Source organism: Pseudomonas oryziphila, from assembly GCF_003940825.1.
GTDB classification, from domain to species: Bacteria; Pseudomonadota; Gammaproteobacteria; order Pseudomonadales; family Pseudomonadaceae; genus Aquipseudomonas; species Aquipseudomonas sichuanensis.
Genome location: NZ_CP034338.1, coordinates 2,962,256 through 2,977,353, shown reverse-complemented (window position 1 = coordinate 2,977,353; position 15,098 = coordinate 2,962,256). Strand labels below are relative to the sequence as shown.

Annotated in this window: 10 protein-coding genes; 6 read left to right on the top strand and 4 right to left on the bottom strand. The window is 66.5% G+C overall.

The window, feature by feature from the left end:
• Positions 1-61: 61 nt before the first annotated feature.
• Both EJA05_RS13790 and EJA05_RS13785 read left to right on the top strand, forming a co-directional pair.
• Positions 62-1,312: an OprD family porin gene (locus EJA05_RS13790; protein WP_125858670.1), complete on the top strand. Its 1,251-nt coding sequence runs from the start codon at positions 62-64 to the stop codon at positions 1,310-1,312.
• Between the two features lie 525 nt (positions 1,313-1,837).
• Entirely contained in the window at positions 1,838-2,974 is a 1,137-nt protein-coding gene (locus EJA05_RS13785) for a glycerate kinase (protein ID WP_125858669.1), read from the top strand.
• 21 nt (positions 2,975-2,995) lie between these two features.
• Here the strand turns inward: EJA05_RS13785 and EJA05_RS13780 are convergent, their stop codons facing one another.
• Entirely contained in the window at positions 2,996-4,006 is a 1,011-nt protein-coding gene (locus EJA05_RS13780) for an aldo/keto reductase (protein WP_125858668.1), read from the bottom strand.
• A 146-nt stretch (positions 4,007-4,152) separates the two neighbouring features.
• Here EJA05_RS13780 and EJA05_RS13775 point away from each other — a divergent pair, with 146 nt between their 5' ends.
• Positions 4,153-4,596, top strand: a complete 444-nt coding sequence (locus EJA05_RS13775; protein ID WP_125858667.1) for an anti-virulence regulator CigR family protein — start codon at positions 4,153-4,155, stop codon at positions 4,594-4,596.
• 1 nt (position 4,597) lies between these two features.
• Here EJA05_RS13775 and EJA05_RS13770 read toward each other — a convergent pair whose 3' ends face one another.
• Positions 4,598-6,130 (bottom strand): FAD-dependent oxidoreductase, encoded by a 1,533-nt coding sequence (locus EJA05_RS13770; RefSeq protein WP_125858666.1) that lies wholly within the window; start codon positions 6,128-6,130, stop codon positions 4,598-4,600.
• Between the two features lie 181 nt (positions 6,131-6,311).
• On the opposite strand from EJA05_RS13770, the gene EJA05_RS13765 reads away from it, so the two are divergent.
• The 3 genes from EJA05_RS13765 to EJA05_RS13755 are packed head-to-tail and all read left to right on the top strand — an operon-like array spanning position 6,312 to position 12,004.
• On the top strand, positions 6,312-7,454 hold the full coding sequence (locus tag EJA05_RS13765) for a MexC family multidrug efflux RND transporter periplasmic adaptor subunit (RefSeq protein ID WP_125858665.1): 1,143 nt from the start codon (positions 6,312-6,314) through the stop codon (positions 7,452-7,454).
• A gap of 15 nt (positions 7,455-7,469) precedes the next feature.
• Positions 7,470-10,601 carry an efflux RND transporter permease subunit gene (locus tag EJA05_RS13760; protein ID WP_125858664.1) on the top strand — a complete coding sequence of 1,044 codons (3,132 nt, stop codon included), beginning with the start codon at positions 7,470-7,472 and terminating at the stop codon, positions 10,599-10,601.
• Positions 10,601-12,004: an efflux transporter outer membrane subunit gene (locus EJA05_RS13755; RefSeq protein WP_125858663.1), complete on the top strand. Its 1,404-nt coding sequence runs from the start codon at positions 10,601-10,603 to the stop codon at positions 12,002-12,004. Before EJA05_RS13760 ends, EJA05_RS13755 begins: the two co-directional genes overlap by 1 nt.
• 170 nt (positions 12,005-12,174) lie before the next feature.
• Here EJA05_RS13755 and EJA05_RS13750 read toward each other — a convergent pair whose 3' ends face one another.
• Both EJA05_RS13750 and EJA05_RS13745 read right to left on the bottom strand, forming a co-directional pair.
• Positions 12,175-12,732 (bottom strand): TetR/AcrR family transcriptional regulator, encoded by a 558-nt coding sequence (locus tag EJA05_RS13750; RefSeq protein WP_125858662.1) that lies wholly within the window; start codon positions 12,730-12,732, stop codon positions 12,175-12,177.
• Positions 12,733-12,876: 144 nt separating this feature from the next.
• Complete coding sequence (locus tag EJA05_RS13745) at positions 12,877-14,877, bottom strand: peptidase U32 family protein (RefSeq protein ID WP_125858661.1); 2,001 nt, start codon at positions 14,875-14,877, stop codon at positions 12,877-12,879.
• Positions 14,878-15,098 lie beyond the last annotated feature (221 nt).

The window sequence follows — 15,098 nt, the reverse complement described above, 5'->3', positions numbered from 1 at the left end:
CCACCCATCACGTTCTGGTTCTGCGCTTTATCACATAACAACAAGATCAGAGAGCTTCGGAATGAACCACACCCCTTGCGTCGCCATCGGCCTGAGCCTGCTCAGCCAACCACTGTGGGCTGCCGACGGCGGCTTTTTCGAGGACGCCAAGGCCAGCCTCAGCGCCCGCAACTATTACTTCAGCCGTGATTACTCGGACATCGTCGGCGCCAACCCGCAGTCCAGGGCCGAGGAGTGGGCCCAAGGCTTCATCCTCGATTTCAAGTCCGGCTATACGCCGGGCACCGTCGGTTTTGGCGTGGATGCTCTGGGCCTGCTCGGCATCCGCCTGGACAGCAGCCCCGACCGGGTCAACACCGGCCTGCTGCCGGTGCACGACGATGGTCGCGCCGCCAGTGAGTACAGCCGCATCGCGCCCACGTTCAAGGCGCGGCTGTCAAAGACCGAACTGCGTGCAGGCGAACTGCAGCCCAACCTGCCGGTGCTGACCTTCAGCGATATCCGGCTGCTGCCGCCGACCTACCAGGGCCTGAGCCTGAGCTCCAGTGAAATCGACGGGTTGACCGTGCAGGCCGGCCACCTCAGTTCCACCCACCTGCGCAATGAAGCTGGCGACGGCAAGCTCAACGCCATGCTCGGCCATGTGCCCATGCGCCAGGCCGAGAGCGATGCGTTCAACTATGTCGGTGGCGACTACGCGTTCAATGCCAACCTGAGCAGCCTGAGCCTGTGGCACGGGCAGCTGGAAGATATCTACCAGCAGAGTTTCGTCGGCTTCAAGCACAGCAAACCGGTGGGGGACTGGGTACTCAGTGCCAACCTGGGCTACTTCACGGCCCGCGAGGATGGCGATGCGCTGCTGGGTGATATCGACAACCAGGCATTCTTTTCGATGTTCACCGCCAAGCGTGGGGGGCATAGCTTCGGCGCCGGTTACCAGGCCATGTACGGCGACAGCCCGTTCCCGCGGGTGTTCGCCAACATCAGCCCGCTGGGCAACGAAGTGCCGACCTACGAGTTCGCCTATACCGACGAGCGCTCGTATCAGCTGCGCTACGACTACAACTTCGCGGCCATGGGTATCCCGGGGTTGACGGCCACGGTGCGCTATATCACCGGCGACAACGTCGATACTGGCAAGGGCTTCGAGGGGCGCGACCGCGAGCGGGATATCGACCTGGGGTATGCGGTGCAGAGCGGGGTGCTCAAGGGGTTGGGGATTAGGGTGCGCAATGCCATGGCGCGGTCCAATTATCGCAGTGATATCGATGAGAACCGGTTGATCCTGGTGTACACCTGGCAGTTGTTCTGAGATTGGGGTTTGCCGAACCGTGGCATTTTTGCGATGTGACGGCCAGGCGCCTGTCTTGGGATCGCATGTGAGCGGCCAGGTGCATGGCGATGGATGTGCAGCGCCTGTGAGATCGAGCGCCGCCCGCGCGGCGCTTCGCGGGTAAACCCGCTCCCACAGTTTGTTTCGGGCCAATTATTCCTGTGAAAGTACCGGCGCCTGCCTTGGTGCATGCCTTGAGTCATGTGGGGCGGCGGCAACGCCCACGCTGAAACCGCGTCGTACCAACAAGGCGGACCAGGTGATAGCACAGGAGAGACTGGCCCGAAACAGACTGTGGGAGCGGGTTTACCCGCGAAGCGCCGCGCGGGCGGCGCTCGATCTCATAGGCGCTGCACATCCATCGCCATGCACCTGGTGGCCATAACCCAATCCTGATCAACCAGTCATCCGCCCAAACACCCACCCCCCACTTTTGTGCATCCGACAGAGGCCCCCCCATCACACAACTGTCAGCATGCGAGGCATCAGCACAGGAGTAGCCCCATGAAAGTCGTCATCGCCCCCGATTCGTTCAAGGACAGCCTCGACGCTGCCGGTGTCGCCCGCGCCATCGCCAGCGGCCTGGCCCAGGTGTGGCCGCAGGCTACCCTGGTCGAGTGCCCAATGGCGGATGGCGGCGAAGGCACCATGGAGGCCATCGTCGCCGCCAGCCATGGCGAACAGCGCCGCCAGCAGGTGCGTGGGCCATTGGGGGCGAGCGTGGAAGCTGCCTGGGGCTGGCTGCCCGAGAGCCGTACTGCCGTGATCGAGATGGCCCAGGCCAGCGGTATCCAGCTGATTCCCAGCGCCCAGCGCGATGCCTGCCGCAGCAGCACCTGGGGCACTGGCGAGCTGGTCGCCGCTGCCTTGGCGGCCGGCGCCCGGCGCATTGTCCTGGCCATCGGCGGCAGCGCCACCAACGACGGCGGCAGTGGCATGCTGCGCGCCCTTGGCCTGCGCCTGCTGGATGCACAAGGCCAAGCGCTGGCCGAAGGCGGCCTGGCCCTGGCGCAACTGGCCCGCATCGACGCCAGCGGCCTCGACCCGCGCCTGGCGCAAGTACAGGTAGAGGTCGCTGCCGATGTCGACAACCCGCTGTGCGGCGCCAATGGCGCTTCGGCGATCTTCGGCCCGCAGAAGGGCGCCAGCCCCGAACAGGTGCAGGCGCTGGACCAGGCACTGGGCCATTTCGCCGACCATTGCGCGCAGTTGCTGGGCAAGGATGTACGCGATCAGCCGGGCAGCGGCGCGGCCGGTGGCATGGGCTTTGCGGCCAAGGCCTTCATGGGCGCGCAGTTTCGCCCTGGGGTCGAGGTGGTGGCTGAGTTGGCACAGCTGGATACGCTGGTGCAGGGCGCCGACCTGGTGATCACCGGCGAGGGGCGTTTCGATGCGCAGACCCTGCGCGGCAAGACCCCCATGGGCGTCGCGCGGGTCGCCAAACGCCATGGCGTGCCCGTTGTGGTGCTGGCTGGTACCTTGGGCGCGGGCTATGAGCAGCTGTATGCGCACGGCATCGACGCCGCATTTGCCCTGGCCAGTGGGCCGATGAGCCTGGAGCAGGCCTGTGCCGACGCGGGCAATCTGCTCAAGGCACGGGCAGGGGACGTTGCACGGTTGTGGCAGGTGGCGCGGCGCTGAGCCGCGCCACCCAGGCAGCACTCAGGCGCGCGGCAGGCGCCCGCTGACAAAGTGCGCCACATCGTTGAAGCCGGGCGTGGAGGCATGGCCCGGGGTTACCAGCGAGTCGATGAAGGCTTCGTCTTCGGCGGTGACCTTCACCTCCAGGGCACCGGCGTAGGTGTCCCACTGCGCCTCGGTGCGCGGGCCGACGATGGCCGAGCTGACCAGGCGGTTGTTCAGCACCCAGGCAATCGCGAACTCGACGATGCCCACGCCCTTGGCCTCGGTGTAGGCGTGGATCTTCTGCGCGATGCCCAGCGACTCCTGGCGCCATTCCACTTCCATGATCCGCTTGTCCTGGCGCCCGGCGCGGCTGCCGGCGTCCGGCACCGAGCCCGGGGCATACTTGCCGCTGAGCACGCCACGGGCCAGCGGACTGAACGGCACCACGCCCAGGCCATGGTAGGCCGCTGCGGTCAGCTGCTCAGGCTCGGCCTGGCGGTTGACGATGTTGTACAGCGGCTGGCTGACCACCGGCTTGGCCACGCCGAGCTGGTCGGCGACGTTGCAGATCTCGGCGATGCGCCAGCCGCGGAAGTTGGACACGCCCCAGTAGCGGATCTTGCCTTGCGCCAGCAGGTCGCCAATCGCCCGCACGGTCTCTTCCAATGGCACGCTGTGGTCTTCGCGGTGCAGGTAGTAGATGTCCAGGTAGTCGGTGCCCATGCGCGTGAGCGTGGCTTCGATGGCGTTGAACAGGTGCTTGCGCGACAGCCCGCTGCGGTTGGGCAGGCCATCCACCGGGCCGTAGCCGGCCTTGGAGGCGACGATCCACTCCTGGCGGTTGCGCGCCACCGCCTCGCCGACGATCTCCTCGGAACGCCCGCCGTTGTACACATCGGCGGTGTCGACGAAGTTGATGCCCTGGTCCCAGGCCTTGTCGATGATGCGCAGGGCGTCTTCGGTGCTGGTCTGCTCACCGAACATCATGCTGCCGAGGGTGAGGGCCGAGACTTGCAGGCCACTGTGGCCGAGGGGGCGGTAGATCATTGCCGGGAATCCTTTGCGTGCGATGAGGGTCAGGTGTTTTTACACAGAACCCGGGCACTTTGAAAGGTGCAGGTGCCAGCCTTGCCCTGGTGCGCCGGTTGATCGATGCTTGACCGTGCGCCAATCGATTACCAGGGAGCAGGCCCATGAAGTCGCAGCAGATCATCGCCATCGTCACCAGCCTCGCCATGCTCGGCACTTCGCCGCTGCTGCTGGCGGACCCCGGCAATGGCCAGGGCAAGGGCAACGCCCATGGCCAGCAGCACGATAAAGCAGGCAAGGGCAAGCCCGACAAAGCTGGCAATGCCTACCACGGCGGTCCCCAGGTGGATGTCGGCGGGGTGCGGATCACCCTTGACCGCTACCATGACTACTGGGCACCTGCGGCGCCTTTGCCGCCAGGCATCCAGAAAAACCTCGCCCGCGGCAAGCCGCTGCCCCCGGGCATAGCCAAGAAACTTGACGGCAGGCTGCTGGGCCAACTACCCCATTACGATGGCTATGACTGGCTCCAGGCGGGGACCGACCTGATCCTGGTGGCGGCTGCCACTGGCCTTATCTATGAGGTGCTGCACGGCGCGCTGGACTGAGTCAGTCTGGCCAGGCATCTATCAGCTCCCGCGCCTCGCGGCTGGACAACGGCCGTTTCATCCGTTGCGACAGCACCGCCATGGCCCGCGCATAGCCCTTGGCGATCACCGCCTCGACCTGGTCGTCGATGCATTGCAGGGCGATGAAATCGCCGTGCTCGGGCTCACCGACATACTCGATGCGGTTCCACTGGCGGCCATGCCCGAGCACCTCGAGGGTGCGCCCATGCTGGTAGGTCCAGAAGAACGGCACATCATCGTAGCGGCGCCGCTCGCCGAGCATGTTGGCGGCAGCGATCACCCCCTGTTGCTGGGCCAGGCGCCAGTGCTCGATGCGCACCGGGCGCCCGGCGAGGGGGAAGGTGGCGATATCGCCGGCCGCCCACAGGCCTTCGGCGGCCTGCAGATGGGCGTCGACCTGCACCGAGCGGTCTTCGCCCAGTTGCAGGCCCTGGAGGCACCCGGTAGCCGGCGTGATGCCCGTGCCCAGCAGCACCAGTGGTGTGGCCAGGCGCTCGCCGTTGGCGAGGAGCACTGCCTCGACCCGCTCACCGCCTTCGAAGGCGGCCACTTCGGTGGGGCCATGGAACACCACACCCTTGCGCTCGTGCAGCTCGCGCAGGCTGAGGCCAATGCGTTCGCCCAGCTGTTTCGCCAGCGGCACCGCATGGCGGGTCACCACATGCACCTGCAGGCCGTACTTGCGCAGTGCCGAAGCCGCTTCCAGGCCGATGAAGCCATCGCCGACGATCACCACCGGCTGGCCGGGTTCGGCCAGGTCGAGCAGGCGCGCGGCGTCCTCGCGCGAGCGCAGCACGCAGATGCCGGGCAATTGCACGCCGGGCAGTTCGGGGCGCTTGGGCTTGCCGCCGGTGGCCAGCAGGGCCGCGTCGTACTTCAGGCGCTGGCCATCGGCGAGGACGATTTCACGGCCGGCCACGTTCAGGCTGCGCACCTTGGCGTGCAGGCGCTGCAACGGCTTCTGGCGCAGCACGTCGGGCTCCAGCAGCGTCGGTACCTCGTCCGGCGGCATCTGCCCGGCGATGACGAATTTGCTCAGGGCGGTGCGATCGTAGGCGCTGGGCTGTTCCTGATCGACCCAGACCAGGCGCCCGCCGAAGCCATGGTCGAGCAGAGTGGCCACGGCCGCTGAACCGGCAGCGCCGGCACCGACCACCACGAACACCCGTGCATCGCTGTGGCGGGGCGTTGCCGCCAGGGGCAGGGCTTGATCATCGACCCAGACCTGCTCGCCCTTGATCTGCACGGGGTAGCGGCGCAGGCCCGTCAGCGCGGGCGGTTCGCACACCGCGCCTTCATCCACGGCGAATGCAGCCTTGTGCCAAGGGCAAACCAGCAGGCCGCCGCATACCACGCCTTCATCGAGCGGCGCGCCTTCATGGGGGCAGTTGCCCTGGTAGGCGCGCACCTGGTCGCCATGGCGAACCAGGATCACCTCTTCGGCCCCGGCCTGAACGCGCAGGGGGCGCTGTTGATCGAGTTGGGCGAGGGTGGCCACGGGGTGCAGGGGCATGGGCGTTCTCCGCAGGGCTTGGTAATCATTTGACGCCTTGCTTGGGTGGGGTATGCGGCAAGCCGACGACCGGGCAGGTGCTTACAATTATTCACACGAATATCAAATGAGACTAAATTGACTCATTCAGTATGCCTGAGTACCATTCGCGCCGTTTTCAATCAAAAGCTCGGGTGATGTGATGAGCAACTTGCGTGCAATTGGGGTGGCCAGTTGGCTGGCGGTGGCCGTGGCGCTGGCCGGGTGTGACTCGGCGGGTGAACCGCAGGCCGCTGCGCCTGCAGCATTCCCGGTGGAACTGGTGACAGTGGCCAGCGAGCCGCTGAGCCTGGCTTCGACCCTGCCGGGCCGGGTCGAACCGATGCGGGTGGCGCAAGTGCGGGCCCGGGTGGCCGGTATCGTGCTGCACAAGCGATTCGAAGAGGGTGCCGACGTCAAGGCCGGCGATGTGCTGTTCCAGATTGACCCGGCGCCGTTCCAGGCTGCCCTGGCTCGCGCCAATGGCGATCTCGCGCGGGCCCAGGCGGTGCAGCAGGAAGCCCAGGCACGGGTCAAGCGCTATGAGCCGCTGGTGAAGATCGAAGCCGTCAGCCGCCAGGACTTCGACAGCGCCAACGCCACGTTGCGCAGCGCCCAAGCCGCGGTACGTTCAGCTCAGGCAGATGTCCAGACGGCGCGGCTGAACCTCGGCTATGCCACGGTCACGGCGCCGATCTCCGGCCGTATCGGTCGCGCACTGGCCACCGAAGGTGCGCTGGTGGGGCAGGGCGACGCCACGCTGATGGCGCGGATCCAGCAGCTCGACCCGATCTACGTCGACTTCACCCAGTCCGCCGCCGATGCCCTGCGCCTGCGCCAGGCACTGCAGGACGGCGCGCTGGCCGGTGGCGACGACACGGCGCTTATGGCCCAGGTCGAAGGCACCGACTACCAGCGCCAGGGCACCCTGATGTTCACCGACGTCGAAGTCGACCGGAGCACCGGCCAGGTCACCCTGCGCGGGCGCTTCGATAACGCCGACGGGACGCTCCTGCCAGGCATGTACGTGCGGGTGCGCACCCCACAGGGCACCGACCGGCAGGCCATCCTGGTGCCGCAACGCGCCGTGCAGCGCGGCAGCGACGGCGAAGCACGGGTGATGGTGGTGGGCACCGGCAACCTGGCCGAAGCCCGCGCCGTGCGCACCGGGGTGATGCAGGGCGCACGTTGGCAGATCACCGAAGGGTTGCGCGAAGGCGACCAGGTGATCGTCGGCAGCCCGGCAGGCCTGGCCCCTGGCATGCCGGTCAGCCCGGCCCAGGCACAGCAAGCCGCAGCGCATTGAGGCGAGGGTAGCGAAATGTCCAAGTTCTTCATCAATCGGCCGAACTTCGCCTGGGTCGTGGCGCTGTTCATCTCCCTGGCCGGGCTGCTGGTGATCCCGCTGTTGCCGGTGGCCCAGTACCCCAACGTCGCCCCGCCGCAGATCACGGTCACCGCCACCTATCCGGGCGCATCGGCCAAGGTGCTGGTGGAGTCGGTGACCAGCGTCATCGAAGAGTCCCTCAACGGTGCCAAGAACCTGTTGTACTTCGAGTCCACCAACAACTCCAACGGCGTGGCCGAGGTGGTGGTGACCTTCGAGCCTGGGACCAATCCCGAGCTGGCCCAGGTCGATGTGCAGAACCGCCTGAAGAAGGCCGAGGCACGTATGCCCCAGGCGGTGCTGACCCAAGGGCTGCAGGTGGAGCAGAGCAGCGCGGGCTTTCTGCTGATCTATGCGCTCAACTACCAGCAAGGCTTCGAAAAGGCCGACACCACCGCCCTGGGCGATTACGCCGCACGCAACATCAACAACGAACTGCGCCGGGTGCCGGGCGTGGGCAAGCTGCAGTTCTTCTCCTCGGAAGCGGCCATGCGCGTGTGGGTCGACCCACAGAAGCTGGTGGGCTACGGCCTGAGCATCGACGATGTCGGCAACGCCATCCGTGGCCAGAACGTGCAAGTGCCGGCCGGCAGCTTCGGCAGCGCGCCAGGCGCCAGCGAGCAGGAACTGACCGCGACCCTGGCCGTGCAAGGCACCTTGGACAACCCTGAGGCGTTCGGCCAGGTGGTTCTGCGCGCTAACCCGGACGGCTCGCTGGTGCGCCTGGCCGACGTGGCGCGCCTGGAAGTCGGCATGGAAAGCTACAACTTCGGTTCGCGCCTGGACGGCAAGCCGGCAGTGGCCGGCGCGGTGCAGCTGGCGCCGGGCGCCAACGCCCTGAAAACCGCCGAGCTGGTCAAGGCGCGGCTGGCCGAACTGTCCGCGTTCTTCCCTGAAGGCGTCGAGTACTCGGTGCCTTACGACACCTCGCGGTTCGTCGACGTGGCCATCGAGAAAGTCATCCATACCTTGATCGAAGCCATGGTGCTGGTGTTCCTGGTGATGTTCCTGTTCCTGCAGAACATCCGCTATACCCTGATCCCCTCGATCGTGGTGCCCGTGTGCCTGCTGGGCACGCTGATGGTGATGAAGCTGCTCGGCTTCTCGGTGAACATGATGACCATGTTCGGCATGGTGCTGGCCATCGGCATCCTGGTGGACGACGCCATCGTGGTGGTGGAGAACGTCGAGCGGTTGATGGCCGAAGAGGGGCTGTCGCCCGTGCAGGCGACCATCAAGGCCATGGGGCAGGTGTCCGGTGCGATCATCGGTATCACCCTGGTGCTGTCGGCAGTGTTCATGCCGCTGGCGTTCATGTCCGGCTCGGTGGGGGTGATCTACCAGCAGTTCTCGCTGTCGCTGGCGGTGTCGATCCTGTTCTCGGGCTTCCTGGCCCTGACCTTCACCCCGGCGCTGTGCGCCACGCTGCTCAAGCCGGTGCCCCAGGGCCACCATGAAAAACGCGGCTTCTTCGGCGCCTTCAACCGCAGCTTCGCGCGTCTTACCGATCGCTACTCGGCGCTGAACAGCGCGCTGGTTCAGCGTGCCGGGCGCTACATGCTGGTGTACGCCGGCATCCTGGCCATGCTCGGTTATTTTTACCTGCGCCTGCCGGAGTCCTTCGTGCCAGTCGAAGACCAAGGCTATGCCATTGTCGACGTGCAACTGCCGCCGGGCGCCAGCCGGGTACGTACGGATGCCACCGGCCAAGCCCTGGAGCAGTTCCTGATGTCCCGCGAGGCGGTGGCCTCGGCGTTCGTGGTCAGCGGTTTCAGCTTTTCGGGCATGGGGGACAATGCCGCACTGGCCTTCCCGACCTTCAAGGACTGGTCGTTGCGCGGCGCGGACCAATCCGCGGCGGCCGAGATCGACGCCATCAACGCGCGCTTCGCCGCCCATGGCGACGGCACCCTCACCGCCGTGAACCCACCGCCGATCGACGGCCTGGGCAATGCCGGTGGCTTCGCCCTGCGCCTGATGGACCGGGGCGGCCTGGGCCGTGAAGCGCTGCTGGCCGCCCGCGACCAGCTGCTGGCCGGTGCCAACGGCAACCCGGTGATTCTGTACGCGATGATGGAGGGCCTGGCGGAGTCGCCGCAGCTGCGGGTGCAGATCGACCGTGAGCAGGCCCGCGCCCTGGGCGTGAGCTTCGAGACCATCAACAGTACCCTGGCCACCGCCTTCGGTTCGGCGGTGATCAACGACTTCACCAATGCCGGGCGCCAGCAGCGCGTGGTGGTGCAGGCCGAACAAGGCGAGCGCATGACCCCGGAAAGCGTGCTGCGCCTGTATGCACCCAACGCCAGCGGTGAGCAGGTGCCGTTCAGCGCCTTCGTCACCACGCGCTGGGAAGAAGGACCGGTGCAACTGGTGCGCTACAACGGCTACCCATCGATCCGTATCGCCGGTGACGCGGCGCCGGGCCACAGCACCGGTCAGGCCATGGCTGAAATGGAGCGCTTGGTCAGTGAGCTGCCGCCCGGCATCGGCTATGCCTGGACGGGGCTTTCGTACCAGGAAAAAGTCTCCAGCGGCCAGGCCGGCAGCCTGTTCGCCCTGGCCATCCTGGTGGTGTTCCTGTTGCTGGTGGCGCTGTACGAAAGCTGGGCGATTCCGCTGACGGTGATGCTGATCGTGCCGATCGGCGCCCTCGGTGCGGTGCTGGCGGTGATGGTCACCGGCATGCCCAACGACGTGTACTTCAAGGTCGGCCTGATCACCATCATCGGCCTGGCGGCGAAGAACGCCATCCTCATCGTCGAGTTCGCCAAGGAGCTGTGGGAGAAAGGTTATAGCCTGCGTGACGCCGCCATCGAGGCCGCGCGCCTGCGTTTCCGCCCGATCGTGATGACCTCCATGGCTTTCATCCTCGGCGTGGTGCCGCTGGCCATCGCCACCGGTGCCGGTGCGGCCAGCCAGCGGGCCATTGGCACCGGGGTGATCGGCGGCATGCTCAGCGCGACGCTGCTGGGGGTGGTGTTCGTGCCGATCTGTTTCGTCTGGGTGCTGTCGTTGCTCAAGCGCAAGCCTGCGGCTGTGCCACAGGCTGTCGAGGTGGCCAAGTGATGTTCATGGGTACTCGTGTTCTTCCGTTGGTCCTGGCCTTGACCCTGGCGGGCTGCTCCCTGGCGCCGACCTATGAGCGCCCCGAGGCGCCGGTGCCGGCGCAGTGGGGCGAAGCTGCCGGGCATCAAGGCCCGGTGGTGGATCAGCTTGACTGGCAGGCATTCATCGTCGACCCGGTGCTGCGTCAGCTGGTGGGCGCCGCATTGGGCAACAACCGTTCGTTGCGTCAGACCCTGCTCGACATCGAGCAGGCCCGCGCGCAATACCGTATCCAGCGCGCCGACCGGGTGCCCGGCTTGAATGCCGCTGCATCGGGCAATCGCCAGCATCTGCCGGCGGGGCTGTCGAGCAATGGCCGTGAGGGCGTCAGCAGCACCTATCAGGTGGGGCTGGCGCTGCCGGAGTACGAGCTGGACCTGTTCGGCCGGGTCAAGAGCCTGAGCGATGCGGCGCTGGAGCAGTACCTGGCCAGCGAGGAGGTCGGCCGTGCCGCGCACATTGCCTTGATCGCCGAAGTCAGCCAGGCCTACCTGACCCTGGATGGTGCCGAGCGCAGCCTGGCGCTGACTCGCCAGACCCTCGCCAGCCGCGAGGATTCGCTGGCCCTGGTCGGCCAGCGCCGCGCCGCCGGCACCGCCACCGCGCTGGACCACCAGGAGGCATTGGGGCTGGTCGAGCAGTCCCGGGCCGACCTCGAAGCCACGCTGCGTCAGCAACGCCAGGCCTATAACGCCCTGGTGCTGCTGCTGGGCGACGCGCAGGCGGCCAAGCTGATCCCAGGTGAGCGCCCGAACCAGCCGATGGTGCTGCAGGACATCACCCCTGGCCTGCCGTCGGCGCTGATCGAGCGCCGCCCGGACATCCTCGCCGCCGAGCACCGCTTGCTTTCACGCAACGCCGATATCGGTGCGGCGCGGGCGGCGTTCTTCCCGCGCATCAGCCTGACCGGCAGCTTCGGCACCTCCAGCGCGCAGATGTCCGGGTTGTTCGACGGCGGTTCGCGCAGCTGGAGCTTCATGCCGCAGCTGTCGCTGCCATTGTTCGATGCCGGCCGCAACCGCGCCGGCCTGAGCCTGGCCGAGGCGCGCAAGGATTCGGCGGTGGCGGCCTACGAGGGCACGATCCAGGCCGCATTCCGCGAGGTGGCCGATGCACTGGCCGCCACCGACACGCTACGCCGCGAGGAAGCCGCGCGTCGGGCGCTGGTCGATACCAGCCGGGCGAGCGAGGCCTTGGCCAAGGCGCGTTATGAGGGTGGGGTGGATAACCATCTGCGCTACCTGGACGCGCAGCGTAACAACTTCGTCAACGAGGCGGCCTATATCCAGGCCAGCACCCAGCGCCAGCTGGCCCTGGTCGACCTGTTCCGCGCCCTCGGTGGCGGGTGGCCGATGAAGGGCTAGGCAATGACTCCTTTGGTTGGGTTATCCAACCCTCTGGCCCCTGGGACCCGTGCCCAGGGGCCTTATTTTTGCAGTGGATGGGATGGCCCTTTCGCCGGCAAGCCGACTCCCACAAGGCCCATCGCTCCCCTGTGGGAGCCGGCTTGCCGGCGATGAAGGCGTTGCGGTCTTCAGGCCGGCGCCTGGGCCCCGTGGATGAACAACTGCTCCAGGGTCAGCGCCGAGGTGGCACTGGCCGCCCGACCGCGGCGCTCGGCGTCGACCATGCTGAAGATCATGCTCAGGAACATCTCGGTGAACACCGCCGCGCTGATATCGATGCGCAGCGCCCCCAATTGCTGGGCGCGCAGGAAGAACGCGTCCATGGCCTGGGTATAGGCATGCCAGCGACGATCTTCGCTGTCGCCCAGCAAGGTATCGGGGCGGTATTGGAACATCAGGAAGGCCAGCATCTCGCGGTGCTTGAGGTGCTCGGCGATCAGGTGGCGCAGCCCAGGCAGCGGCTCGACCTGCGTGAGGTCGGCGTCGCGGATGACCTGGTTGAGCACCTGCTCGCCATGGTTCTCCAGCATCTCGATCAGGTTGTCGCGGGTGCCGCAGAAACGGTGCAGGGTGGCCTTGCTGACGCCGGCGGTTTCGGCCAGCTCTTTCAGGGTCGCCCGGGGGTGGACCACCATGGCGTTGGCCAAGGCCTTGAGCAGGCGTTCGTCGTGAGGGGTGGGTTGCATCGGGTTGCCTCGCGTGGTTCGCATGCTTGGCATTGTGCAGAAAACAAAAGAAGGATCAAGAATAAAGGTCTCTTTTGAGACTTTTATGGATCTTTGCGACCACTTCGCGGGGGAAACCCGCGAAGTGGTCGCAACGCAGAACGATCAGTGCGGTGCGCGCGGGATGGTCTTGAGCAGGTCTTCCGGGCTGATATGCCCGACAACCTGGGCCACGGCGCTGCCTGGGGTGGGCAGGTCGATGATATGGCTCTTCATCTTGCCGATCACATGCATCTCGCACGGCTTGCAGTCGAACTTCAGGGTGAGTACTTCATCGCCCTGAATCAGTTGCATCGGTGCGACCTTGGTGCGCACGCCGGTGACGCCCTTGGCCTGCTTGGGGCACAGGTTGAAGGAGAAGCGCAGGCAGTGCTTGGTGATCATCACCGGCACTTCGCCGTGCTCTTCATGGGCCTCGTAGGCGGCGTCGATCAGTTGCACGCCATGGCGGTGGTAGAAGTCGCGGGCCTTCTGGTTGTAGACGTTGGCCAGGAACGACAGGTGCGACTCGGGGTACACCGGCGCTGGCGTGGTCTCGGCCTTGCGAGCGCCACGGGGGTGGGCCTTGACCCGCGCCTCGGTCAGCGCCTCGATGGCTTCGCGGCGCAGGGCCTTGAGCTGCGAGTTGGGGATGAAGTACGCCTGCGGCGCGTCCAGCTCGATGGCGTTGGCGTGGTACATGGTGGTGCCGAGCTGGCCGAGCAGGTCGTGCAACTGGTCAAGCGCCTGTTGCGGCTTGTTGGCGGCGCCGAACGGGCCATCCAGGGCCACCTGCACGCTCACGCCTTCCTCGCTGCTGAGGGTCAGCATCAGGCGCTGCTCGCGCAGCACCGCGTGCCACTCGACGCCCACCCGGCGCTCGGCCGAGGTGCGCTGCAGGGCTTGCTGCCAGTTGTGGTCGAGGTTGCGCGACAGGGGGTGGTTGGGGCGCAGCTTGTACAGGCCCTCGGGCATCTCGTTGGGCTCGACGCGGTAGCGGTAGCGCTTCTGGCCGTCGTCTTCGGACTCGCTCTTGAGTTCGGCGATATTGGCGCGGAAACCCACCACCTCACGCTTGACCAGCACATTGAGGCCGTCGCCGTTGCTAAGCGGGACCTCGGTCACTACCTGCAGGTCGCGCTTGCCGACTTTCTCCACCACGCCCACTGGCAGGCCGGTGAAGGTCGGCGAGTCGAAGGCGCCGATGTCGATCTTGCGGTCGCTGACGAAGTAGTCGGTGCTGCCACGGTGGAAGGTCTTGTCCGGGTCGGGCACGAAGAAGTGCTCGGTACGCCCGCTGGAGGCGCGGGCCAGCTGCGGGCGGCCTTCGAGGATGGCGTCCAGCTCTTTGCGGTAGTGGGCGGTGATGTTCTTCACATAACCCACGTCCTTGTAGCGGCCCTCGATCTTGAACGAGCGCACGCCGGCATCCACCAGGTCGGCCAGGTTGGCGGTCTGGTTGTTGTCCTTCATCGACAGCAGGTGCTTCTCGAAGGCGACCACGCGGCCCTGGTCGTCCTTGAGGGTGTACGGCAGGCGGCAGGCCTGGGAGCAGTCGCCACGGTTGGCGCTGCGCCCGGTCTGGGCGTGGGAGATGTTGCACTGGCCGGAGAAGGCCACGCACAGCGCGCCGTGGATGAAGAACTCGATGGCCGCGTCGGTTTCGGCGGCGATGGCGCGGATTTCCTGCAGGTTCAGCTCACGGGCCAGTACCAGCTGCGAGAAACCGGCCTGGTCGAGGAACTTGGCCCGGGCCAGGGTGCGGATGTCGGTCTGGGTGCTGGCGTGCAGCTCGATCGGCGGGATATCCAGCTCCATCACCCCCAGGTCCTGCACGATCAGCGCATCGACCCCGGCGTCATACAGCTGGTGGATCAGCTTGCGCGCCGGCTCCAGCTCGTTGTCGTGGAGGATGGTGTTGATGGTGGTGAACACCCGCGCGTGGTAGCGCCGGGCGAACTCCACCAGCTCGGCGATCTCGCTGACCTCGTTGCAGGCGTTGTGGCGCGCGCCGAAGCTCGGGCCGCCGATATAGATGGCGTCTGCGCCGTGCAGGATCGCCTCGCGGGCGATGCTCACGTCACGGGCAGGGCTGAGCAGTTCCAGGTGGTGCTTTGGAAGGGACATGTCGTTATAGGTTCGGGCTGTCACGGTAAGGCGGGCATTGTAGCGGTGAAATGGGGTGGTGGCATCCCCGGGCTGCTGGATGGGGCGGGGAGGGTGGCTGCACAGCCTCTCGCTCGCTGGGTTTGCACGTTCGTTGTAGGAGCGGCCTCGTCTCGCGAACGGGCTGCGCAGCGGCCCCAGGATCTGAGTGACACCTCAAGATTGCCGGGGCTGCTGTGCAG

What these genes read in the sequence shown, in the direction of transcription:
- EJA05_RS13790 (WP_125858670.1), top strand. Translation starts at nt 62, where the DNA reads ATGAACCACACCCCTTGCGTCGCCATCGGCCTGAGCCTGCTCAGCCAA.
- EJA05_RS13775 (WP_125858667.1), top strand. Translation starts at nt 4,153, where the DNA reads ATGAAGTCGCAGCAGATCATCGCCATCGTCACCAGCCTCGCCATGCTC.
- EJA05_RS13745 (WP_125858661.1), bottom strand. Translation starts at nt 14,877, where the DNA reads ATGTCCCTTCCAAAGCACCACCTGGAACTGCTCAGCCCTGCCCGTGAC.
- EJA05_RS13765 (WP_125858665.1), top strand. Translation starts at nt 6,312, where the DNA reads ATGAGCAACTTGCGTGCAATTGGGGTGGCCAGTTGGCTGGCGGTGGCC.
- EJA05_RS13755 (WP_125858663.1), top strand. Translation starts at nt 10,601, where the DNA reads ATGTTCATGGGTACTCGTGTTCTTCCGTTGGTCCTGGCCTTGACCCTG.
- EJA05_RS13785 (WP_125858669.1), top strand. Translation starts at nt 1,838, where the DNA reads ATGAAAGTCGTCATCGCCCCCGATTCGTTCAAGGACAGCCTCGACGCT.
- EJA05_RS13780 (WP_125858668.1), bottom strand. Translation starts at nt 4,006, where the DNA reads ATGATCTACCGCCCCCTCGGCCACAGTGGCCTGCAAGTCTCGGCCCTC.
- EJA05_RS13750 (WP_125858662.1), bottom strand. Translation starts at nt 12,732, where the DNA reads ATGCAACCCACCCCTCACGACGAACGCCTGCTCAAGGCCTTGGCCAAC.
- EJA05_RS13760 (WP_125858664.1), top strand. Translation starts at nt 7,470, where the DNA reads ATGTCCAAGTTCTTCATCAATCGGCCGAACTTCGCCTGGGTCGTGGCG.
- EJA05_RS13770 (WP_125858666.1), bottom strand. Translation starts at nt 6,130, where the DNA reads ATGCCCCTGCACCCCGTGGCCACCCTCGCCCAACTCGATCAACAGCGC.